Source organism: Shewanella sp. Shew256 (assembly GCF_002196695.1).
GTDB classification, from domain to species: Bacteria; Pseudomonadota; Gammaproteobacteria; order Enterobacterales; family Shewanellaceae; genus Shewanella; species Shewanella mangrovisoli.
The window spans coordinates 79,871-103,129 of record NZ_NAJR01000005.1 but is presented as its reverse complement, the minus strand read 5'-3'; the positions used below and the strand labels follow the sequence as shown (position 1 = coordinate 103,129).

General features: G+C 47.8%; 17 protein-coding genes and 6 tRNA genes. 5 read left to right on the top strand and 18 right to left on the bottom strand.

The genetic code is table 11. The annotated features are described in order from the left end of the window. Window positions 1-382 precede the first annotated feature (382 nt). Window positions 383-1,984 (top strand): methyl-accepting chemotaxis protein, encoded by a 1,602-nt coding sequence (locus B5P39_RS10980; protein WP_088211536.1) that lies wholly within the window; start codon window positions 383-385, stop codon window positions 1,982-1,984. A gap of 49 nt (window positions 1,985-2,033) precedes the next feature. Here the strand turns inward: B5P39_RS10980 and B5P39_RS10975 are convergent, their stop codons facing one another. Then, complete coding sequence (locus tag B5P39_RS10975) at window positions 2,034-5,474, bottom strand: hybrid sensor histidine kinase/response regulator (protein ID WP_088211535.1); 3,441 nt, start codon at window positions 5,472-5,474, stop codon at window positions 2,034-2,036. Window positions 5,475-5,649: 175 nt separating this feature from the next. On the opposite strand from B5P39_RS10975, the gene acs reads away from it, so the two are divergent. From acs to B5P39_RS10960, 3 genes are all read left to right on the top strand, one after another. Next, window positions 5,650-7,602 (top strand): acetate--CoA ligase, encoded by a 1,953-nt coding sequence (acs, locus tag B5P39_RS10970; RefSeq protein ID WP_086902146.1) that lies wholly within the window; start codon window positions 5,650-5,652, stop codon window positions 7,600-7,602. Window positions 7,603-7,828: 226 nt separating this feature from the next. Further along, the gene (locus B5P39_RS10965) at window positions 7,829-9,601 is read left to right on the top strand and encodes a DEAD/DEAH box helicase (protein WP_088211534.1); all 1,773 of its coding nucleotides are present in this window, start codon (window positions 7,829-7,831) and stop codon (window positions 9,599-9,601) included. Window positions 9,602-9,661: 60 nt separating this feature from the next. After that, window positions 9,662-9,922: a GrxA family glutaredoxin gene (locus B5P39_RS10960; RefSeq protein WP_011072684.1), complete on the top strand. Its 261-nt coding sequence runs from the start codon at window positions 9,662-9,664 to the stop codon at window positions 9,920-9,922. Window positions 9,923-9,980: 58 nt separating this feature from the next. Here B5P39_RS10960 and B5P39_RS10955 read toward each other — a convergent pair whose 3' ends face one another. The 16 genes from B5P39_RS10955 to motY form a co-directional block, all read right to left on the bottom strand. Continuing rightward, entirely contained in the window at window positions 9,981-11,144 is a 1,164-nt protein-coding gene (locus tag B5P39_RS10955) for a DcaP family trimeric outer membrane transporter (RefSeq protein WP_088211533.1), read from the bottom strand. A gap of 167 nt (window positions 11,145-11,311) precedes the next feature. Beyond that, window positions 11,312-11,387: transfer RNA gene (locus B5P39_RS10950), tRNA-Lys, on the bottom strand. Window positions 11,388-11,421: 34 nt separating this feature from the next. Continuing rightward, window positions 11,422-11,511, bottom strand: a tRNA-Lys gene (locus tag B5P39_RS24690). A gap of 35 nt (window positions 11,512-11,546) precedes the next feature. Continuing rightward, window positions 11,547-11,622: transfer RNA gene (locus B5P39_RS10945), tRNA-Lys, on the bottom strand. 38 nt (window positions 11,623-11,660) lie between these two features. After that, window positions 11,661-11,748: transfer RNA gene (locus B5P39_RS24685), tRNA-Lys, on the bottom strand. 35 nt (window positions 11,749-11,783) lie between these two features. Further along, a tRNA-Lys gene (locus tag B5P39_RS10940) sits at window positions 11,784-11,859 on the bottom strand. A 54-nt stretch (window positions 11,860-11,913) separates the two neighbouring features. Further along, window positions 11,914-11,989: transfer RNA gene (locus B5P39_RS10935), tRNA-Lys, on the bottom strand. Window positions 11,990-12,131: 142 nt separating this feature from the next. Continuing rightward, entirely contained in the window at window positions 12,132-12,884 is a 753-nt protein-coding gene (ybgF, locus tag B5P39_RS10930; protein ID WP_088211532.1) for a tol-pal system protein YbgF, read from the bottom strand. A 24-nt stretch (window positions 12,885-12,908) separates the two neighbouring features. Then, on the bottom strand, window positions 12,909-13,445 hold the full coding sequence (pal, locus tag B5P39_RS10925) for a peptidoglycan-associated lipoprotein Pal (protein ID WP_011717443.1): 537 nt from the start codon (window positions 13,443-13,445) through the stop codon (window positions 12,909-12,911). 46 nt (window positions 13,446-13,491) lie between these two features. Next, window positions 13,492-14,820: a Tol-Pal system beta propeller repeat protein TolB gene (gene tolB, locus B5P39_RS10920; RefSeq protein WP_011717444.1), complete on the bottom strand. Its 1,329-nt coding sequence runs from the start codon at window positions 14,818-14,820 to the stop codon at window positions 13,492-13,494. A 9-nt stretch (window positions 14,821-14,829) separates the two neighbouring features. Further along, complete coding sequence (gene tolA / locus B5P39_RS10915; protein WP_011717445.1) at window positions 14,830-15,852, bottom strand: cell envelope integrity protein TolA; 1,023 nt, start codon at window positions 15,850-15,852, stop codon at window positions 14,830-14,832. Further along, window positions 15,853-16,287, bottom strand: coding sequence for a protein TolR (tolR, locus tag B5P39_RS10910; RefSeq protein ID WP_011623130.1), 435 nt, complete (start codon window positions 16,285-16,287; stop codon window positions 15,853-15,855). After that, complete coding sequence (gene tolQ / locus B5P39_RS10905; protein ID WP_011626518.1) at window positions 16,287-16,973, bottom strand: protein TolQ; 687 nt, start codon at window positions 16,971-16,973, stop codon at window positions 16,287-16,289. Before tolQ ends, tolR begins: the two co-directional genes overlap by 1 nt. Continuing rightward, window positions 16,963-17,364 (bottom strand): tol-pal system-associated acyl-CoA thioesterase, encoded by a 402-nt coding sequence (ybgC, locus tag B5P39_RS10900; protein WP_011626519.1) that lies wholly within the window; start codon window positions 17,362-17,364, stop codon window positions 16,963-16,965. The genes tolQ and ybgC overlap by 11 nt, the downstream gene beginning before the upstream one ends. A gap of 170 nt (window positions 17,365-17,534) precedes the next feature. Further along, window positions 17,535-19,715, bottom strand: a complete 2,181-nt coding sequence (locus B5P39_RS10895) for a prolyl oligopeptidase family serine peptidase (RefSeq protein ID WP_088211531.1) — start codon at window positions 19,713-19,715, stop codon at window positions 17,535-17,537. Window positions 19,716-20,752: 1,037 nt separating this feature from the next. Then, window positions 20,753-21,625 (bottom strand): flagellar protein MotY, encoded by an 873-nt coding sequence (motY, locus tag B5P39_RS10890; protein WP_011717449.1) that lies wholly within the window; start codon window positions 21,623-21,625, stop codon window positions 20,753-20,755. Between the two features lie 142 nt (window positions 21,626-21,767). On the opposite strand from motY, the gene rnt reads away from it, so the two are divergent. Continuing rightward, a complete protein-coding gene (rnt, locus tag B5P39_RS10885; RefSeq protein ID WP_011717450.1) occupies window positions 21,768-22,436 on the top strand; it encodes a ribonuclease T in 669 nt (222 codons plus the stop codon). 74 nt (window positions 22,437-22,510) lie between these two features. Here the strand turns inward: rnt and B5P39_RS10880 are convergent, their stop codons facing one another. Continuing rightward, complete coding sequence (locus B5P39_RS10880) at window positions 22,511-23,116, bottom strand: peroxiredoxin (protein WP_011623136.1); 606 nt, start codon at window positions 23,114-23,116, stop codon at window positions 22,511-22,513. Window positions 23,117-23,259 lie beyond the last annotated feature (143 nt).

Genomic DNA, 23,259 nt, shown 5'->3' with positions numbered 1-23,259 from the left:
CTCAGTTTCAGTTCTGCCGAATGCCTTAACGCTCGGCAGAACTGTTTCTCAAAGGCCTCAGGCTTTGGCTTTGCGATCCTAACCAGGCTCACTCAACCAGCTCACTCAACCGGCTCAGAATTGAATTATCTTTTGTACTCTTAATGTGGTTCACCTTACTTTGAGTGAAATAAGTCACATAAAAACGCTTTAGATAACCTTGTTCACAAATTGCATAAAATCTCACTATTTTCACATTTATTTAGCAAGTTAACTGGAAAATTAGTTAAAGCCAGTAATGCTTAATAACACTGACTTCCACATAAGTACGTTTCATAAGCAGCCGCTAAAAACCTAGGCAAAAGGATAGCTTAGTGAGCGTGACCAAGAAAAAGGAGCTTTTATGTTTAAACTCGCCGACATCCCCGTCAGCCGAAAACTCGCGCTACAACTTATCACAGCCTTTATCGGCGCCTTAATTCTTCTCACCCTTTCTGTCACTACCTTAAAAAGCAATTTGATGGCTGAACGTGAAGCCAGACTCAACGCAGTGCTCAGCTTAGCCCTCAGTCGTATTCAGGCTTTACAACAAAACTTACCCCTAGAGCAGGCTCAACAAGCCGCAAAAGAGATGCTTAACAATATGCGGTTCGACGGTGACAACTACCTGTTTGTGATTGATGAAACACGCCACATCATAGTTCACCCCGTTAAACCCGAGTTAGTCAGCCAGCAAATGGGCAACAATGGCGCTGAGCAGTATTGGTTTAGCATGGTCGAGTTAGGGCGCAATGGTCAGCAAGGTGTCTTGCAATATCCTTGGGTAACAGGCAATGGCAAAAAAGCCCAGAAAATGTCCTTAGTGATGGGATTTAAACCCTGGGGCTGGATTTTAGGATCGGGGATTTTACTGCAAGACATTGAAAACACGATTTGGCATGAATATGTGCTAATGGGCGGCACTACACTTATTCTCATTCTACTGATGGCGGCACTGGGCTACATCATCAGTCGCTCTATTGTTCAACCCTTAGATCAAGTGAATAACGCGATGCAAATCATCGCCACTGGCAACTTGACGCCGCAGCTTGCGGTCACAGGCAAAGATGAACTTGCGGCCCTAGCGCACAATATCAATCAGAGCATGACAAGCATTCGAACGGCACTAGCTGAGGCTAACCACAGCGCCGACAACGTCTCACAAGCCGCTTCACGTATAGCATCAACCGCCGAAGAAACCAATCAAGCGGTAAACAACCAGCGGGATCAACTCGCCCAGTTAGCCACGGCGATGAACGAAATGAGCGCCACTATTGCCGATGTGGCCAATAATGCCGAAAGTACCGCGAAAGACACCAAAGAAGCCACCCGCGAAGCCGGACTTGGCGATAAAGACGTGCACGCCAGCGTTGATGGTATCCATGCGCTTGCCAAAGAAGTGGAGCAAGCAACGCAGCAAGTGAACAAGCTAAAAGAAGAAATCATGCAGATTAGTGAAGTGACGGCGGTGATCAGTGCCATTTCGGATCAAACCAATTTATTGGCATTAAACGCCGCCATTGAAGCGGCACGTGCCGGTGAGCAGGGCCGAGGTTTTGCCGTGGTGGCCGATGAAGTGCGGCAATTAGCCAGCAGAACGAGGCAATCCACAGAGGAAATTCAAAACACCATCTCCCTATTACAACAACGTGCTGTCAGTGCCGCCAATGCGATGGATACGAGCCGCGATCTGGCTGAAAAGAGCGTTGACCAGTCCACAAAGGCAGGCAACGATTTATCCCTCATTGTGACCCATATTAAGCACGTGAGTGATATGGCCACTCAGATTGCAACCGCGGCCGAAGAGCAAAGCGCGGTGGCAGAAGAAATGAACCGTAACGTCTGCGGGATTAATAGTTCGGCGCTTGAAGTGTCTGAATCAGCCACCTATCTTGCTCAAGAAAGCGAGAGCCTCGCCGAGCTATCGCTTAATCTCAATACCAAACTGGCGGCGTTTAAGCTCTAAGCTCGAGTGAACTCAATATGGGGCCAACATCCTGATGTTGGCCCCTTCTTTAACGACTCGCCTTGACCAGGCTCGAAATCAAGGCCCGTAGCGCCGCCGGTTTAATCATTTTCGCCATATAGTGGTAACCTCGGCGCTGCACATCCTCCACCAGCTCCTTACGGGTATTGGCGGTGATTAAAATCCCCGGTAACTCTTTGCCATAGAGCGCGCGGATCCCGTCCATCGCATCGACACCATTTTGGCCATCGTCCAAGTGGAAATCTGCTAAAACAATATCCGGCGCCACCCCTTTTAGGCCTAACTTTATGCGTGCATCGGCTAAATCTTTGGCGCAAATCACCTCACACTGCCAGCGGCTGAGTAGACTCTCAAGCCCCGCCAAAATGGCCTCTTCGTTGTCGATACACAGTACTTTAATCCCAGACAAAGGTTGCAATAGCGATGGCAACGCCTTCACCTGCGGCTGACGCACGGTTTCCCCTAAAGGCACACTTATAGAGAACACTGAACCACGTCCAAGTTGTGAGGACACTTGAATACTGTGGTTTAGTACCCGGCTGATCCTATCGGCAATCGCCAGCCCAAGGCCAAGACCGCTAACGCTTTTACTACGTGGATTATTTAAGCGCTTAAACTCTTTGAAGATTTCACGGGTTTCATGCTCATCAATGCCGCAGCCCGTATCCAATACTTGGATCTCTAGCTCACTGCCGCGATGGCGACAGCCAAACAGCACCCGCCCACCTCGGGCATAACGATAAGCATTGGTTAAGAAGTTTTGCAGCACGCGCCGCAGTAGCGAAGGATCTGAGTTGACCGTCGCACTACAGGGGATCATCTTAAAGCGAATTTGATTGTCCGCCGCCATCGCCTCAAATTCGACCGACAGACCATTGAGCAGCTCGGATATGGCAAAGTCGCGGCGATTGACCTCCACCATGCCGGAATCCAGCTTCGAAATATCCAATAAGTCGGTGAGCAACTCGCCCGCTGTTTTGAGCGAGCTATTCACATGGGATAGGGTGGTGCGCGCCTCGCGGTCCAAATTAGGATACTGGGACAAGGACGCGGTAAACAATCTCGCCGCATTCAGGGGTTGCATTAAGTCGTGCCCTACCGCCGCTAAGAAGCGACTCTTAGAAGCGTTAGCCATTTCTTCCTGCGCCTTGGCCTCAAGCAACTCACTGTTTAGCATGGCTAACTCATAGGTACGCTCTTTAACACGCGATTCGAGGGTTTCATTGGCCTCAAGTAAAGCCCGTTCCTGCTCACGGTATTGAGTGATGTCGGTAAAGGTCATCACAAAGCCGCCATCGGGCATAGGATTGCCTTGAATTTTAATCACTTTACCGTCTTTACGTTGTCGCTCTGAGGTATGCGGCGTGCCATTACGCATATGCTGCACACGTTTTTCGACCTGTGACTCAATATCCCCCTCGCCGCAATAGCCCCGCGCCGCGTTAAAGCGGATCACTTCGCCAATCGGCATACCTTGCTGCAAGAATCCTTCAGGATATTGATACAGCTCGACGTATTTGTAGTTCCATGCCACCAAGTTGAGGTCGCTGTCGATAACGCTCATTCCTTCATAGGCATGCTCGATAGCCCCGCGCAGCATATCTTGGCTGAGCATGATTTTGGACGAAGCTTCATCGACTAGGCTAAAGACTTCATCGAGCGCCAAGTCTCGCCCCTGTAAAACCGAGTCCATTACCAAGGAGGCACTGGAAGCGCCAAGTACTCCGGCGAGTAAGCGTTCGGTGTGGGCGATAAGCTCAGGTGTCGCTGCCTTGTGCCAACTATCACTCTTGACCGCCTCGGTGGAGAATCGGCTAAAGCTTTCATAGGCGCGAGTTGGGCTCACAAAGCGGCTGGCTAAGATCAATAAATCCTGCTGAGAGATTGGGCCATTTTTCTTATTGGCATTATTTTTAAGCTTACCCGGGCTGACAAAGGCGCTGGCCTGAATACGCTCGGCCACCCCCGCCCTAAACCAAATCGAGCCTAAGATGTAGCAGGCAATATTGGCGAACAAGGCTGTGAGGGCGTCACGCACATTGGGGGTAATGGCATCTAACAGGTCGATATTACTCGACAACAAGGTCGCCACATTTTGGCCGTCATTCATGCCGCTCAGCATGATGTAAAACCACAGGCCAAAGCCCACACTCAAGCCTAAAAACACCCCAGCACGATTACCGTGTTTCCAATAGAGCCCGCCCACCAGCGCAGGAGCCAGCTGGGCAAACGCCCCAAAGGATAACATCCCAAGGTGCGACAAGGAGTCACTGTCGGCGAGCGCCAGATAACTGCCATAACCCAGGCCAAGGATGATGACGATGGCAAGGCGGCGTGCATTTAACAGCATCTGCGAAAACTGGCTAAAGTTTTTCTCACGGATATTACCCGTGCGCAGCATCACGGGCACCAGCCACTCGTTACTCACCATCACGCTTATTGTCACTACCGCCACAATCACCATGCCAGTTGCCGCTGATAAAGTGCCTAACAACGCAATCACGGCGAGCAGTGGATGATCTAACGCAAGCGGTAAATTGATCACATAAGTGTCTGCGGCAACGCTATCGCCGAGGATGACTTTACCCGCTAGTGCCAGTGGCCCAACAAATAAGCCAAATAAGGCCAAATACAGCGGGAATAACCAGCGCCCCTTGGACAACACCGACTCATCGGCGCACTCCACCACCATCACGTGGAATTGCCGCGGCATACATAAAAACGCCGCCATGCCGACGAGCAGCTCAGGCATGAGGGCTTCGATGCGAGGATTTGGGTAATTAATTAAGGCTCTTTCGCTCGCCTGCTGCCAGATATCACCAAAACCGTCGAACACCCCAAAGCTAATCACAATCCCCACCAGCAAAAATGCCGCCAGTTTGACTAACGATTCAAAGGCAATCGCCAGCATCATGCCGGGGTTATGCTCGGTAGCGTCGAGCTTACGCGTCCCAAATAGAATGGCAAAAATCGCCAGCAATGCTGTGATAAGTAAAGGGATAGTAATGCCGTTTAAAGGTTCGTCTGCTGGCTGAAACAAATTAAGGCTAAATACCATCGCCTTAAGTTGCAGGGCAATGTAGGGCATGATGCCAAATAGCGCGATGAGGGTAACAATGGCCGCCAAGGTTTGTGACTTACCGTAACGGGCGGCGATAAAGTCGGCGACCGAGGTAATATTTTGCGCCTTGGACACGAGGACCATCTTGCGCAGCATGCCAAAACCTAAGGTGAAAATAATGATAGGACCGATAAAAATCGGGATGAAGGACCAAAAATCATTAGCCGACTGCCCTACCGTGCCTAAAAAGCTCCAGGAAGAACAATAAACCGCCAGACTTAAACCATAAATGCCTACCTGAAGCTTCTTGGTCACGCCGCTAAACCAACGCTCCGCGCCCCAGGCTAAAAGGAATAAAAGTGAGACATAACAAATAGCAATAACGGCGACGACTAAGGTTAGATTCATATTTTTGCTCTTTTTTCCATTATTGTGCGATAAATAATGGCTGAAATCTAGCCAGATTTTCGAATGCAACAGCCTAAATATAAAGGAGATTTTAAAACTAGACCAAGGTCTAATGGAGTTGCCCGCCCCTTGCATACCATACTCAGACTACGCAATTTTTAGAAAGGGAAGCCCTATGAGCTCGCAGTCTCTCTACAAAGTCTCCGGCAATATCGCTGCCAATGCACTTGTAAATAATGATCAATATAAAAAAATGTACCAAGAGTCGATTGTCAATCCAGAGGGTTTCTGGAGAGAGCACGGCAAACGGATCGATTGGATAAAGCCATACACTAAAATCAAAAAAACCACTTTTGACGATCATAACTTATCGATTAACTGGTTCTACGACGGCACCCTAAACGCCTCAGCCAACTGCTTAGATCGCCATCTAGCAGAGCACAGCGACCGCGTTGCCATTATTTGGGAAGGCGATAACGCCAGCGAACAACGTAAAATCACCTACGGTGAGCTGCACACTCAAGTGTGTAAGTTTGCCAACGCCCTACGCAGCCAAGGCGTGCGTCGTGGGGATATTGTGACCATTTATATGCCAATGGTGCCAGAAGCGGCTGTCGCTATGCTGGCCTGTGCCCGCATCGGTGCCGTACACTCGGTGGTCTTTGGTGGCTTCTCACCCGATTCTATCGCTTCACGGGTCATCGACGGTAAATCTAAGGTGGTTATCACTGCCGATGAAGGTATGCGTGGTGGCCGCGCGATCCCACTCAAACGCAACATCGACGATGCGCTAAAACATCCCGATGTCACCAGCGTTGAGAAGGTGATTGTACTTAAACGTACTGGCGGCAAGGTTGACTGGGTAGAAGGCCGCGATGTGTGGTGGCACTCTCTGGTTGAAACCGCATCCGAGCACTGCGCCATTGAAGAAATGGGCGCTGAAGATCCGCTCTTCTTACTTTATACCTCTGGTTCAACCGGTAATCCCAAGGGCGTATTGCACACCACCGGCGGTTATATGGTGTATGCCTCTATGACCCACGAGTATGTGTTCGATTACAAACCCGGTGAGATTTACTGGTGTACCGCCGACGTGGGTTGGATCACGGGTCATTCCTACATGGTGTACGGCCCACTGGCGAACGGGGCGACCGTGCTAATCCACGAAGGGATCCCTAATTACCCAAGCCCAGCACGTTTAGGCGAGATGATTGACCGTCACAAGGTAAATATTCTCTATACGGCACCAACACTTATCCGTGCACTGATGGCCGAAGGTAAACAGCATTTTGACAAGTATGATGGCAGCTCGCTGCGCATCATGGGCTCTGTGGGTGAACCTATCAACCCAGAAGCTTGGCGCTGGTACCACGAGGTCATCGGCCATGAACACTGCCCAATTGTCGATACTTGGTGGCAAACCGAAACGGGCGGCATTTTGATCACCCCATTACCAGGTGCAACCGATACCAAACCCGGCTCGGCGACTCGCCCTTTCTTTGGGGTACAACCGGCGCTCGTGGACAACATGGGTAACATTTTAGAAGGTGCAACCGAAGGTAACTTAGTGCTGCTCGACTCATGGCCAGGCCAAATGCGTACCGTATATGGCGACCATGAACGCTTCGTGCTGACCTACTTCAAAACCTTCCGTGGCATGTACTTTACCGGTGACGGCGCGCGCCGCGATGAAGACGGTTACTACTGGATCACTGGCCGTGTAGACGACGTGATTAACGTCTCTGGACACAGATTAGGCACAGCAGAAGTAGAAAGTGCACTGGTGTCACACGAACTGGTCGCTGAAGCCGCGGTTGTGGGCTATCCCCATGATATTAAAGGCCAAGGTATTTACGCCTATGTGACGTTAACCCGCGGCACAGAAGAGAGTGAAGAACTTCGCCAAGAGCTGCGCCAATGGGTTCGTAAAGAAATTGGCGCCCTGGCCACACCGGATCTTATCCAGTGGGCGACAGGATTACCTAAGACACGTTCAGGCAAAATCATGCGCCGCTTCCTGCGTAAGATTGCCGCGAACGAAGTGACCAACTTAGGTGATGCATCAACGCTGGCCGATCCAGCCGTGATTGAGACCTTGATTGAAACTCGCTTGAATCGTAACGAGTAATCGTTATCCCGCGCTTAATCGTGATTTATCACGGTTAAGCGCAGCTTTAGCTCCTGTACGTTTGAACCTTGCTCCATCGAGTACAGGTTCCTTTAAATGAAGCAAACCCTGTTGAGAAAGTGCCTGATTGCCCCTTTCTCTTAGTTGCCCCTCCAACCAAGGGGCATTTTTTTGGTTCTGTGTTAAGCTTGGCGCCAAATTCAATCGACCAAGAATATCTAACAGCGTGTCAGTTAATTCCAACCCAAGCGTTACCCTCAGGGATTACCAGCAACAAGCTGTCGATGCCGCCATCGCGCATTTCAAAAAAAGCACCGATTCCGCCGTGTTAGTCCTACCAACGGGAGCCGGAAAAAGTATCGTTATTGCCGAGCTCGCCCGCATCGCCAGAGGACGAGTGCTGGTTTTAACCCATGTGAAGGAACTGGTTGCCCAAAACGCGCAAAAGGTCGGATTACTGACGACGGAGGCTAGCATTTACTCCGCAGGGTTAAATCAAAAATCGACTGACGGCAAAACCGTCGTGGCCAGTATCCAATCCGCCGCGCGCGCCTTAACTCAATTCGATGAGCCCTTCTCGCTGGTGATTATCGATGAGTGCCATAGAGTCAGCCTCGAAAAAACCAGCCAATATCAGCAACTCTTAAGTCATTTACAAGAGCGTAATCCCAAGCTCAAATTATTAGGCCTCACAGCCACTCCCTATCGGCTCGGGACAGGTTGGATTTACAAACGTCACTACCACGGCAAAGTCGGCTCGCCTGAACTTGGGAGCTTCGAGCAGTGTATTTTCGAGCTCCCCATCCGTCCGCTGATTAAACAAGGCTATTTAACCGCGCCCACTTTATTTGATGGTTTAAGTGCCCAATATGACTTCAGCCAAATCAAGCCCAATGACAATGGCGAATATCCCGAGGCCCAAGTCAATGCGCTGCTGAATCACGCTGGGCGAGCAACAACGGCTATTGTGACGCAACTGATTGAACTGAGTCACCATCGCCAGGGGATCATTATTTTTGCGGCGACAGTGCGCCATGCTGAAGAAATTGTCAGCCAGCTTAACAAGGAGCACGGCGAGCAAACGGCAATCGTCACGGCGCAAACGCCAGATAATGAGCGTGATGAGCTTATCAAGCGCTTTAAAGCCAGAGAGCTTAAGTTCCTCGTCAACGTGGCGGTATTGACCACCGGATTCGATGCGCCCCATGTGGATTTGATTGCGATTTTACGCCCCACCGCATCGGTGAGTTTATTTCAGCAAATGATTGGCCGCGGTCTTAGGATCTGTGAAGGTAAAAAAGATTGTTTAGTGATTGATTACGCAGCCAATGGCTATGATTTGTATTTTCCAGAAGTCGGCCAAGCTAAGCCCAATAGCAAGTCGGTTCCGGTACAAGTTCACTGCCCTGTCTGCCAGTTTGCCAATATCTTTTGGGGATTAACCGACAATGATGGCGATATTATCGAACACTTTGGCCGTCGCTGTCAGGGCATAGTCGAGCATCATGGGCAAAAGCAGCAATGTGACTTTCGTTTTCGGTCTAAATCCTGTCCCGATTGCGGGCAAGAGAACGACATTGCGGCGCGTATTTGCCAGCATTGCCAATCAACCTTAATCGACCCCGACAAACGCCTTAAGCAAGTATTGAATAAGCAGCACCATCATCTGTTCCGCTGCCAGCATATGACGTTAATGGGTGATGCGGGCGATCTTAAGGTGCAATATCTGGACATTGAAGGAAACGAGTTTAATCGACGCTTTAAACTGCAAACGCCCGCCCAATGGCGTGCCTTGTATGCGTTGTTTATTTTCCCCCATAGCCGTACGCCGGGTCTTAAACCTAAGCAATACAAAAGCGTGTCTGAGCTGATTGCCGATAGCGTCGCCTTTCGAATGCCGGATCTGTTACTGCTGAAAAAGCATAAAAAAGGCTGGGATCTGCTCGAAAGCTATTTCGATTACCAAGGGCGCTATCAAACTGAAAATAAACACATCTGACATTATCAATTCGGTTAGCGCTATGGTATAAAACGCTTAAAGTAATCCTAAGGAGCTATTATGTACGTTGTTATTTTTGGCCGTCCTGGCTGTCCTTATTGCGTGCGAGCAGTACAACTGTCAGAGCAACTCGTTGAAAAACGTGATGACTTTAAATTTAGATACGTGGATATCCACGCCGAAGGGATTTCTAAAGCAGATCTCGAGAAGACTGTCGGTAAGCCAGTCGAAACTGTGCCACAGATTTTCGTTGATGAAAAACACGTAGGTGGTTGCACCGATTTCGAACAATATGTTCGCGATAACAACCTGTTAGGTTAATCCTAATACCAAATAAAAAGGAGACCTCAGGTCTCCTTTTTATTTATTACATCAAACGTTAGAGCACATACTTCGCCGAGAAGATGATCCGGCTTAAATCACCATCATCACCATTCTCTTTACTGTTTTGGGCGTACATATATTCCACCCCAAAGGTCAGTGGTTTACTAGGGGAATACAACAGGTTGATATAGCCAGAATAGGCATCCTTATTCACCCCTGTGCCCGTTAAAGCCACATTATTATCCGCTTGCATACCAGAGAGTGTCACACTGGTGCGCCACTGTTCGTTCCACCAATGACGGTAAGACACAAAGCCGCCGAAGGTACGAATGGATTCGATATCGCCGCTCGCATCTAACACACCCGCATTAATGTAGTTAAGCGCCATATAACGCCCTAAACCGTCACCATAGGTTGCGGTAAAGCGCAGATCATCTTTACCAATGGGGATAATCCCCGCCACACTGGCGCCGTAACCAAAGCTCGAACTATCGATTTGGGTCGCACCGATTTTGGTTTCTAAATTGAGTTGACGAGCAATACCCGCAAACGAGAATGAGGCGCCGCCGTCCGTCTTGAGATTGTATCGCGCCACCACATCAGGCACGACACCATTACCACTGGTGATGCGTGCGCCACCTTGGTTCGGAGTCACCGTTGTTTCAGGGTTTTCTATCGCAAATTGGAAGTTGCCATGGGTATAACGCAGTAACGATTGACGCACAAAGGGCGTACCATCTGCAGCACCCACAAAGTCGAGGTTTTCGGGCAGAGCTGCAGGGTTTTGGAAAGTGGTCCAGGTTTGACCTACGGTCCAATTATCATAGGATACATAGGCATGGCGGATACGTGGTGAATAGCTGTTAGACACCCGCTCATTGCCATCGGTGTGGGTCATAAAATCCAGTTCAATAAAGCCCGACAAGCTATGGCCATCAAGATCCGTTGCCGCCTTAAAATTGAATCGCGTTTCACGGGCTTGGAAATCCACCACTTGGTTACCGTTGCCGTCTTTACCGTAAATGGTACCCGGCACGTAAAACTGACGGGATAAATCCCCCGAATCGGGTGCCCCATTGCCATAATCGCTGAACATCACGTCCGCCTTGATATAGCCACCAAATTCAACGTCAGTATTTTTTAAAGAAGCCGCATTGGCAGAGCCCATAAATGCCAATAAGGTTGCAGAGTAAAGCAAGCTAAGTTTTGCTTGTTTCATTTTATGTTTCCCCAGTTGTTATTATTTGTCCGCAGCCAATATGGACAATTTAACAAGCGAGCAACATTGGCAATAAGTCTATGAGACAAAAGTAGAAAATGCTGAATATAACGCGAAAATACTTTGGGATTGCAAGCTAAAGAGGAGTTTACTAGGGAATTTAAGAGTGGTGGGTCGTGAAGGATTCGAACCTTCGACCAATTGGTTAAAAGCCAACTGCTCTACCGACTGAGCTAACGACCCATATAGGACTCTGAATTTTACACTCTCAGAAAAGTGGCGAATCGTGAAGGATTTAAACCATTCGATTGATTGGTTAAAAGCCTACTGCCCTCGCTTTATAAAATAAGCGACAGGCTAACGACCCATCTATGAACTCTGAATTTTACACTCTCAGAAAAGTGGTGGGTCGTGAAGGATTCGAACCTTCGACCAATTGGTTAAAAGCCAACTGCTCTACCGACTGAGCTAACGACCCATCTAGTACTCTGAATTTTACACTTTCAGAAAAGTGTGTGAATCGTGAAGGAGTTAAACCATTCGACTGATTGGTTAAAAGCCAACTGCCCTAGCTTTATAAAATAAGCGACTGAGCTAACGACCCATCTAAGGACTCTGAATTTTACACTTCCAGAAAAGTGGTGGGTCGTGAAGGATTCGAACCTTCGACCAATTGGTTAAAAGCCAACTGCTCTACCGACTGAGCTAACGACCCATCTTATTTACAACACTTCAAATACCGCTAACTTATTCTATTTACTAGAGTAAGTGGTGGGTCGTGAAGGATTCGAACCTTCGACCAATTGGTTAAAAGCCAACTGCTCTACCGACTGAGCTAACGACCCATTTACTGGTATTTTGCGCCCCGAACGACCTCGCCGTTCCGAGGGCGCCTATAATACCTTTTTCATTTTCCCATGCAAGCGTAAATTCCCAATTTTTTGTCGTTTGCATGAAAAACAGACTAAGAGTATGTTTTTTAGTTAATTATGCTTTAATTGCAGCCAATTGCTGTTGTGCAATGCGTGCTGCAGCGCTGTTGGCGTAGTCTTTTACTACTTGTTGGTAGTATTGAGTCGCTCCGGCTTTATCACCGGTTTTCTCTGCGATCATGCCAAGCTTCACTAGACTGTCACCACGTTTGTTGGAATCACTAAAACGAGTCACGACGGTGTTGAAGGCTTGTTTGGCTTCAGCAAATTCACTCTTATTAAACAGTAACTGTCCTAACCAATAGTTGGCGTTGGCAGCATAGACTGAATCTGGATACTGTTTAATGAAGGCACGAAACGCTGGAATAGCATCATCATACTTGCGCTCTTTCAGCACTAAGTTCACCGCACTTTCGTAGCTGGCCGTTTCACTTAGGCTACTGGCGGCGGCATTGGCACTTGCTGCCACAGCAGCGGGCGTTGAAGGAGTAGAAGCAGCTGGCGCGGCAGCAGCTTTGGAGGATAAATTGGCAATTTCATCGTAAAGCTGACGCTGACGTTGTTGCATCTGCTCTATTTGATAATTCTGTTGTTCGGTCAAACCACGTAAGTCGAGAACTTCTTGCTGCAAAGTATCCAGACGGCGCTGCATATCAATTTCGCTTTGTTGTCTCGATTTTACAATGCGCTCTAAACGAGCAAGTCTGTCATCACCTGAACCACCAGCAATATCTTCAACAGGAGCAGGAGCTGCCACTGCAGCTCCTGCGCCGAAGAACATTGCCGTAATTAAGACGGCACGTTTCATCTAGTTACTCTCCGTAATTCAATCTTAGTAAACTAAAACTGCACGACGGTTTTTAGCAAAACCTTCATCGGTACGAGTGAAGTCAAGTGGCTTTTCTTCGCCATAGCTTACGATGCTCATTTGGCTAGGTTGTACACCCATGCCTTGTAAGTATTTAGCAACAGCTTTAGCACGACGCTCACCCAGTGCGATGTTGTATTCTGGCGTGCCACGCTCGTCAGCATGACCTTCAATCAATACGCGTACGCTTGGGTGCTCAACTAAATAAGTACCGTGGGCTTCGAGTACGGCGGCGAATTCAGTTTGAACTTCACTGCGGTCGAAGTCGAAGTAAATGATGTGTTCTTTTCTCAACTGCTCGAGTTGCTGACGTTGTTGCTCTTCAGGTGACAACATTCCACCAATACCGCCAGTTTGAACGCCACCACCATTCAGTTCGCTACCAGAACCGTTTGTAGAGCCCATTGCATCAGTTTCTGATTCAGAAGTTGAGCTACACGCACTAATAGCCATAATTGGAAGTGCTACCAACATAGCTTTTAACAACTTGTTCAGATCCATTATCTGTTCCTTATAAAATTAAATGTGAATAAATCGAGCTAATACATTAGAGAAACGGAGACCAAGAAGGTGATTTCACCTCACCCTGACCTACCGGTAATCTCGCTTTAAAGCGTCCGTCCGTAGAAACAGCTGCTAAAACTTGCTTGCCTTGATACGTGGTGCCATAAATCACCATAGTACCATTAGGGGCCACACTTGGAGATTCGTCCAAACGTGTCGATGTCAGCACCTGCATAAAGCGCGTACTTAAATCCATACGTGCAATATTAAATTTACCGTTTGTGCGATTCACAAAAATCATGCTACGACCATCAGGGGTAATTGAACCACCTAAATTCCATTCACCTTCAAAGGTTTCACGGGTCACTTTGCCTGAATTTAAATCTACACGATATAACTGTGGTCTACCACCGCGCTCGGAGGTAAACAACAATGACTTGCCATCGGGATACCAAGATGGCTCAGTATCGATGGAATAGTGGTTGGTAATACGTTTTGCTGCCTTAGTGGCGATATCGATAACGTAAATCTCAGGTTGACCATCCTTTGAGAGAGTCACAGCCAAGGATTTACCATCAGGCGAGAAAGTCGGTGCACCGTTAATGCCAGGAAAGCTGCTCACCTTTGTACGTACTTGGGTGTAAAGATCCTGAACAAAAATCTCTGCCTTTTTGTTTTCAAAGCTTACATAGGCTAAACGACGACCATCAGGCGACCAAGAAGGCGACATCAGAGGCTCTGGAGAGCGCAGTAACATTTGCTCGTTGTAACCGTCATAGTCGGCGATCATCAGTGAATAAGCCGCCTTCTGAGTGTGATTCACCACCACGTAGGAAATACGGGTTAAGAAAGCACCACGAATACCCGTCAACTTCTCATAGACGATATCGCTAATCCGATGGCCATATTGACGGAACTGCGCCGCAGAAATCACAGTTTGGCGACTGTCCATCAAAAATTCTGTCGCACTGGTAGGCCCTTTTAGCGCTTGGTTTTGCGCTTTAACCAAATCGATAAGGTCAAAACTCACCAAAAACTGATCCGTACCATAGGGTTTTACCGACCCCACGACGACGGCTTCGGCACCGACATTGGCCCACGCGCTCGCGTCAAACTGAGCTAAGGCACCGATACCACGTTGTGGTAACCCTAATTCATCTAATGGTTTGAAGGTACCGCTACGAATTAAGTCAGACATCACCACATCGGCGATCGCCTGAGGTGGCGCTCCCGCACCTTGCCATTGGAATGGCATCACTGCGATTGGACGCGCCGCATCCACCCCCTCAGTGATCACAATATCCAGCGCCGCTTTTGCCGGCATAGTGCAAAGCAGAACCGCCAATGCTAACCATTTTGCCAAAATTTTCATGGGACTCCTTTAATTAAACGTTGGTTCAACGATTAAGTTAATTTCTTTCATCAAGTTATAAACCGCAGGATCCGGAGACACTGGTAACTTGCCCGCTTTTAAGATCGCAGCTTTTGCTGCACGGCACACATTAGGATCGCCACCCTGCGTCTGACTGCTGATCACAAAACCATCATTGGCTAAACGCACAGAAACAGTACAGGTTTTACCACGCATCGACTCGTCAACCACTAGGTTACGTTGAATCGTCGATTTAATCATCGCGGTGTATTTACCCACTTCCGTTTGCATTTGCTTATTCATGGTTTGCGATAACGCAGCCTGCTCGGCGGCTAACGCATCGGCCATTTCCTGCTCCTGCTGGGCACGCGCCTTGGCTTCAGCATCCGCTTTTGCCTTAGCTTCGGCTTTTGCTTTCGCTTCTGCATCGGCCTTGGCTTTTGCCTCCGCTTTAGCCTTAGCGTCTGCCTCTGCTTTCGCCTTGGCTTCGGCTTCCTTCTGCTTACGGTCGGCCTCGGCTTTCGCGGCTGCTGCCTCTTCTACTTTGCGTTTTTCCGCCGCTTTTTGAGCTGCATCTTCAGCAAGTTTACGTTCTTGCTCCTTCTGCTTGCGGTCGGCTTCAGCTTTCTGCGCTTTTTCCTTTTCCTGTTGCTGCTTCACCTGCGCGGCTTTCGCAGCATCATTGGCCTTTTGGGTCTCAATTTCCTGCTGCTTACGTTCTTCCGCCAGTTTCTTCAGCTGTGCTTGTTCACGCTCACGGGCTTGCTTTGCTTCCTGTGCTTTGCGTTCAAGTTCGGCTTGGCGCTCACGTTCGCGGCGCTCGGCATCGCGCTTTTCCTGCTTAAGCTTTTCAACTTGATTAGCCACTTTTTGCTGATCAACCATAACAGCTTTTACTGCAGGGGCGCTAACTTGTTGCACAGGTTCAGGTTTATGGGTGAAATCTATGCCAATGGCCAGAATAATTATCACGCCAATATGAATACCTGCTGAAATCGACAGAGGTAATGCAACATTTGAATTATCCGCCACCTATTTCTCCTTGGGTGAATCCGTCATCAAACCGACTGAGGGAACGCCAGCCTGCTGCAGGGTCACCATCAATTGGATCACGTTATCGTAAGGAATATTTCTATCGGCTTTCACCACCACTGGGCGCTCAGGCTCTGTCACCATGATTGCTGCAACGGCGGTAGCTAACTCATCCAATTCCATCTCTTCGTTATTGGAACCGCCCTGATTAAGGAAATAAGCGCCGTCGGCATCGATAGACGCTACCACTGGCGGCTTACTGTCCGCAGGTAGAACTTCGGCGGCACCTTGCGGCAGCTCCACTTTCACCCCTTGGGTCACAATCGGCGCTGTTACCATGAAAATAATCAGCAGCACGAGCATGACGTCGATATAAGGCACCACGTTGATTTCGGCAACGGGGCGACGACGTTTACGCTGATAACCGACTTGCATTATACGCCTTCCTTCTCACTGTACGCTTGGCGATGCAGGATGCTAGAAAACTCTTCCATAAAGTTAGCGTAACCGATTTCCAGTTTTTCAACTTGGGTGGCAAAACGGTTATAAGCGATAACTGCTGGGATTGCCGCAAACAGGCCCATTGCGGTTGCGATCAGTGCTTCTGCAATACCTGGCGCCACCATGGCAAGCGTCGCGTTTTCCATTGAGCCGATAGCGATAAATGAATTCATAATACCCCATACCGTACCAAACAAACCGATATAAGGGCTAGTCGAACCAATGGTTGCCAATAAAGGTAAGTTGGCTTCTAACTTCTCTAATTCACGGGATAAGGTAACGCGCATCGCACGTGAAGTCCCATCCATCACCGCATCGGGCACTTTGCTATTTAATTTATTTAGACGTGAATATTCTTTAAAACCCGTCACAAATAATGACTCTAAGCCAGTATTATCTGGACGAGCCGATAATTCTTTATACAGACGATTTAAATCAACGCCTGACCAAAATTTATCTTCAAATTTTGCCGATTTACTTTTTGCAGATGTCAATAAGCTACGGCGTTGTAAAATCACCGTCCAAGACATTACAGACAAGCAAAGTAAAGTGAACATCACAAATTTCACTAATAAACTGGCTTGTAAAAATAACCCAACAATCGACATATCAGCTTGCACTGTCAAACTCCTGCACAATATTTAAGGGAATAGCTCGGGGCCGCATTCGTGATAAGGCAACACAGGCCACTAGCACTGTACCTTCACAATAACAGTCTCCCTGATGATCAACCAAACGTTGATGAAATACCAACGAGGCCTTTTTCAACTCTATGACCTTAGTTTCTACAATAAGGTTCTGTTCAAAACGCGCGGCTTTTTTAAAATCCAATTCCGCCCGCTTAACCACAAACGCCGTATCATCGGCTAACAGTGCAGTCTGGCTTACGCCTAAGGCTCTTAACCACTCGGTTCGCGCCCGCTCAAAAAAATTGAGATAGTTCGAATGATAGACAACGCCGCCTGCGTCGGTGTCTTCGTAATAGACTGAAATGGGCCAATTAAACGTCATTTGAAATCAGCAAATTTTGGTTGAAAAATTGACGCTTACTATACCTAGGGAAACAAGACTTGTGAATGACCCGACGAAGATATAGATAGGGATAGCGCGGGTTTCAGCGCAATTGAGGGATTTGTAAATAACAATGGGGTCAAACGACCCCATTTCATTAACATAGTTCGCTATTTTGCGAGGGTTTGCGGCAATGTCAGCCCAAAGCTTTGCCACAGGAAGCTGTAAATGTCAGCAAATTCGTCGATCTTCATCGCCGTCGGTTTGCCCGCACCGTGCCCTGCATTGGACTCAATGCGCATAATGACGGGTTTATCGCCCTGCTGCTTCTCTTGCATCATGGCAGCAAACTTAAAGCTGTGTAGCGGTACCACGCGATCGTCATGGTCAGCCGTCATCACCATAGTCGCAGGATAGGCCTGCGCTTTAACGTTATGGTAAGGCGAGTAAGCCAATAACGCAGGGAATTGCTCCGCATTGTCGGCACTGCCGTATTCACTGGTCCAAGCCCAGCCAATGGTGAACTTGTGGAAGCGCAGCATATCCAGCACACCCACGGCCGGTAACACGGCGGCAAACAGTTCTGGGCGTTGAGTGACAGCAGCCCCCATCAACAAACCACCGTTACTGCGACCATAGGCACCTAACTTAGTGCTGTTGGTGTATTTTTCGTTGATTAGGTATTCGGCCGCCGCAAAATAGTCATCAAACACATTTTGCTTCTTATCGAACATCCCTGCTTGGTGCCAGCTTTCACCGTAATCCGCGCCGCCACGCAAACTTGGTACGGCGTAAATGCCGCCCATATCTAACCAAGCGATGTTGGCAGGACTAAAACGCGGTGTCATTGAAATCGCAAAACCGCCATAGGCATAGAGTAGCGTTGGGTTTTGCCCATTCTTCACCAGCCCCTTCTTGTAGGACACCATCATAGGGACGCGAGTACCGTCCTTGCTGGTGTAAAACACTTGCTCAGACACATAGTCATCGGGATTGAACGACACCAGCGGCTTAGCGACCACTGTCGATTCTGCCGTTTTAAAATCGAACTTATAGGTAGTTTCGGGTTGAATATAGCTGTTAAAGACATAGTAGAAATAGTCTTTACTCGCCTTACCGAAAGGTCCGGCGACATTACCTTTACCAGGTAAAGTGACATCCTGACGCTTTTGTCCGCCCATGCTGAAAATCGATAACTGTCCCAATACATCGTGCAAATAACTCACGACTAAATGGTCGTTAATAATGGCCACTTTATTAATAGGATCTTTCGATTCTGGAATAATGGTTTGCCACTGGGATTTATCACTATTACGGGTATCGATGGCAATCACTTTACCGTTTGGCGCATCTAAATCGGTCTTGAAATAAAATACGGCGCCATCATTACCTAAAAACTCATATTCCGCTTCGAGGTTAAGGATTAATTCCACCACCTGCGCTTTAGGTTCAAACAGTGATTTATAGAAGAAACGATTACGTTTGTCTGTGCCTTGGGAAATTGACAACAGTAAATATTCGCCCTGCTCAGACACATCGATGCCGAAGCCCCAATCTTTATTTTGTGGGCGTTCGTAAATCAATAAATCTTGGCGCTGATCAGTGCCTAATTTGTGGTAATACACTTTTTGATTAAAATTCACATCGGCCAGTAAATCACCGCCCGCGGGCGCATCGTAACGGGCATAGAAAACACCTTGGTTTTCCTTATCCCACACTGCGCTGGAGAATTTAATCCAGTTGAGTTCATCTTTAAGCTTTTTACCCGTGGCAATATCGATAAACTGCCACTGCTGCCAGTCAGAGCCTGACTTAGACACACCATAGGCTAAAATCTTGCCGTCATTACTGACTGATACGCCGGAAAGCGCCACAGTCCCATCGGCTGAAAAACCATTTGGATCCAGTACAGGTTTCTCAACGCCATCTTTGCCTTTTACATAGAGTACAGATTGCGCTTGTAAACCATCGTTACGGTAATAAAACTGGTTATCGCCATTCTCGAAAGGAGCTGAGATTTTCTCAAAGTTCCACAGCTCTGTGATACGGTCAACCACGGCTTGTTTGTTGGGGATCTTCGCCAAGTATGCTTGACCAAAGGCCTGTTGTTCTTTTACCCAACTTTCGGTTTCTGGCGTATTTTCTTCAAGGTGACGGTAAGGATCCGCCACTGCAACACCGTGAATCGTCTCGACTAAGTTGTCTTTTCGGGTTTCAGGGTAAACCAATTTGTTGGCGCTGACCTGCTGTGCGGCCTCTTCTGGCGTATTGCCACTCTGGCAGGCGGCCAACGCCATGCCCAATGTGGCCACTAATAAACCTTGCTGGGCAAGGCGAAATCTTAATGCCATCTTTTATCGTCCTTTTGGTGATGTCCGGCTTAACGCTCTTTTGCAGCAAGTACTATACAAGCAAAATTTTTCATGGCAATGCCGCAGCAAAAGATGAGCTTTTCTCGCCAAGAGGCAAGATTTAACAAAGTGGTAGCAATGATGAGTTTATTGAAGTGTATTTTTATGCATTAATTCTGACTGACAAGTTGTTAATCAAGCAAAATAGTGACTTGAGTGAGCCAGATCACTTAATTAGTCATTAGTTTTGCTAATGCGTCCAGGCAATTTTTCTCGTTTGCTTGAGCCCTTGGGACGCACTAGAATGTGCTTGTTTTCAGGAGATATCCGCTAGCGGATATGGAAAACAAAGAACTTTTAAACTGGTGTCTTTTTAAGATGTCAGTTCATCTCTGGTTCTTATGCTTGACTTCCTTCCTTCAATTTGTTGATTGCAAATGCATTTTTTGCGGCCCGCTTAGTTTAAGCGGGCTTTTTTTTATCTCGATTCAAACGCGTCGCGAAAATCTAGCGATTTTCAGTCGTTTTTTGTTACATAAAAATCTGATTCCCTTCCCTAAAAGCGCAGCAATAAACTTATGCCTTGACGTCACTCTTAGCATTGCCGCACTTTTAATACCAATCACATTAAATATCTAATCAGTTCAGAGCCTCACAGGCATCTCAATCCAAGGCGCATTGACGAAGAAATGGTTATTCCCTTTTAAGTCAATGTAACACGGGAGTGAGATGCCTGTGAGGCTCCCGAAGGGCGGGGTTGAACGGGCTTTATACTGTGTTTAAGGCTTTCGACAGAGCGCCACTATGCCTTCAAGCCTTCGCCTTGTCTAAAGCCCGTTTAACTCCCGCTGAATGAACAGATATTTAATACGATTGGTATAATAAGCCATAAGTTTGAATGACTGAGATTGGAGTAACATTCATGCGTTCACGAAATGCACGCTTCAGAAATGACAATGCCAAGTCCGAAGACTTGGCATTGTTGGTTTATATGAAGTGCATTTAAACTGAACGAAACTAGAACTTAGAGCCAAATATCACATCAGCGGCTTACTGATCCGGATAACGACGCGGCGGTTGAGTGCTCGCTCCTCAATATCATCATTCGACGCCACATGACGGCGCTCACCATGGCCGACTGTGACTATTCTATCCTGCGGAATACCGCTGGCGACAAAGAAATCTTTTACCGATTCTGCGCGCTTATCCGATACTTTTTGGTTAACGGAGCGGCCACCGTAACTGTCGGTATAGGCATCGACTAACACCAGTTCCACATCCGGATCGTAGGACAAGTATTCCTGAATGCGGGAAAGCTGCTGCTGTGAGAAACGGGTTAAATCGGTGCCGCCTTCTTCGTAATTCAGTACGGTAAAGGCGATATCCTCGAAACTGTATGGCAATAAGTGTGATAGGCACGACTTAAACTCAGCATATTTACGGCCAAAGTTCGCCGCCGACAGCCCTACCGCAATTTTATTCGATTCGTTATACCAATCGGCATAATAAAACGTCGGCTCCATGCCACGGCTCAGTTCGCTCAACATCGACCAAGCGGCACGCTTTGGTACTTCACCATTAAAATACTTTTGGTAACGTAGTGAAGTGATTTCTTTCGATACTACACCAGGACGCCACTGGGGGGCGCGACTCATCAAGGTCGCCTGTGTGACTTGGTCCGGTTTCACCCACATGTCCAAGGTAAAGTTAAGGTTTAACTGTTTACCCGCTTCGCTGGTGAAAATCGCCTTACCGTAAGATGGAATATCATGCTCAAGACGGCATACGATGGGGCTATTTTGACTGACTCGCCATTGGGATTCGCCCAAAGAGGCCACATAGTGGCGCAACTCTGCCATTGCAGTTGCTGGAACGCATAAAATTGATACTAATATCAGTTTTCGCCACATAGCCCTTACTCGTGTTTATTCGGTTACGAAGTTTTATCGGCAAACTTTTTAGTTCCTTTAGCTCATAAAACCACCAATCAAACATGACACATCCTAGTACATTTAGCATAATAGCGCCCTATCATTTTTCTTGGGTACTTTAATGAGCGATATTAGCGACGCAAACAAATTGAAACACCGATTTCGAGGCTACTTTCCGGTAGTGATAGATGTCGAAACCGCGGGCTTCAACTCTCAAACCGATGCGTTGCTGGAAATAGCCGTCACGCTGTTAAAAATGGATGATGAAGGCTTGCTCGGCATTGATAAAACCCTGCATTTCAATATTGAACCCTTTGAAGGCGCCAACTTAGAACCCGAGGCGCTGGCCTTTAATGGTATTGATCCCACCAATCCATTACGCGGTGCCGTAAGCGAAAAAGAAGCCTTTTTAGAGATTTTTAAAGCCGTTAAAAAGGCGCAGAAGGCCTCAGATTGTCACCGCAGTATTATCGTGGCACACAATGCCGCCTTCGATCATGGCTTTGTGAGTAAAGCGATTGAGCGCTGTGACTTAAAACGCTCTCCCTTCCACCCTTTTGCCACCTTTGATACTGCGACACTCGCGGGCTTAGCGATTGGCCATACAGTGCTGGCCAAAGCCTGTATCATGGCGGGGATCCCCTTCGATAATAAAGAGGCTCACTCAGCACTTTACGATACCGAGCGCACCGCAGAGCTGTTTTGCCATATTGTCAACCGCTGGAAGCAGTTAGGTGGTTGGCCATTATTAGCCGCGGGTGAGTCAGAGGATGCAGATGGTGAGGAATAAGCGTTAATGCTTATCGACCGTCCAATAAAAAAGCTGCCCTTGGGCAGCTTTTTTATTACGCGAAAATCCGCAAATTACAGAGAGCTTGCGTTTTCTGCTAAGTAAGCCGCAACGCCTTCAGTGCTTGCGTTCATACCTTTGTCGCCTTTTTCCCAACCCGCTGGGCATACATCACCGTGCTCTTCGTGGAATTGCAGAGCGTCGATCATACGCAGCATTTCGTCTACGTTACGGCCTAATGGCAGATCGTTAACCACTTGGTGACGTACCATACCTTCTTTGTCGATCAGGAATGAACCACGGAAAGCCACGCCAGCTTCTGGGTGCTCAACATCGTATGCTTTACAGATGTCGTGTTTAACGTCAGCAACTAAAGTGTATTTCACTTGGCCAATACCACCTTTTTCTACTGGGGTGTTGCGCCATGCGTTGTGAGTGAATTGAGAATCGATAGACACACCGATCACTTCAACACCACGCTTAGTGAACTCTTCCATGCGGTGATCGAAAGCGATCAACTCTGATGGACAAACGAAAGTGAAGTCAAGTGGATAGAAAAATACAACCGCTGGCTTACCTTTGATGGCCGCAGTTAAGTTAAAGCTATCTACGATTTCGCCAGAACCTAATACAGCTGCAGCAGTAAAATCAGGAGCCGGACGGCCTACTAATACGCTCATTTTATATCTCCATCTATGAGTTGAACTAACTATTAAAGTAAAACATCCCTTAAACACGCTTGCACCGATTTGCGCGAGTGTCTTTGAGGGAGCTTACCAATCAAATCTTTAGGCATTATAAGTCGTGCGTTTTGCCTTACAAC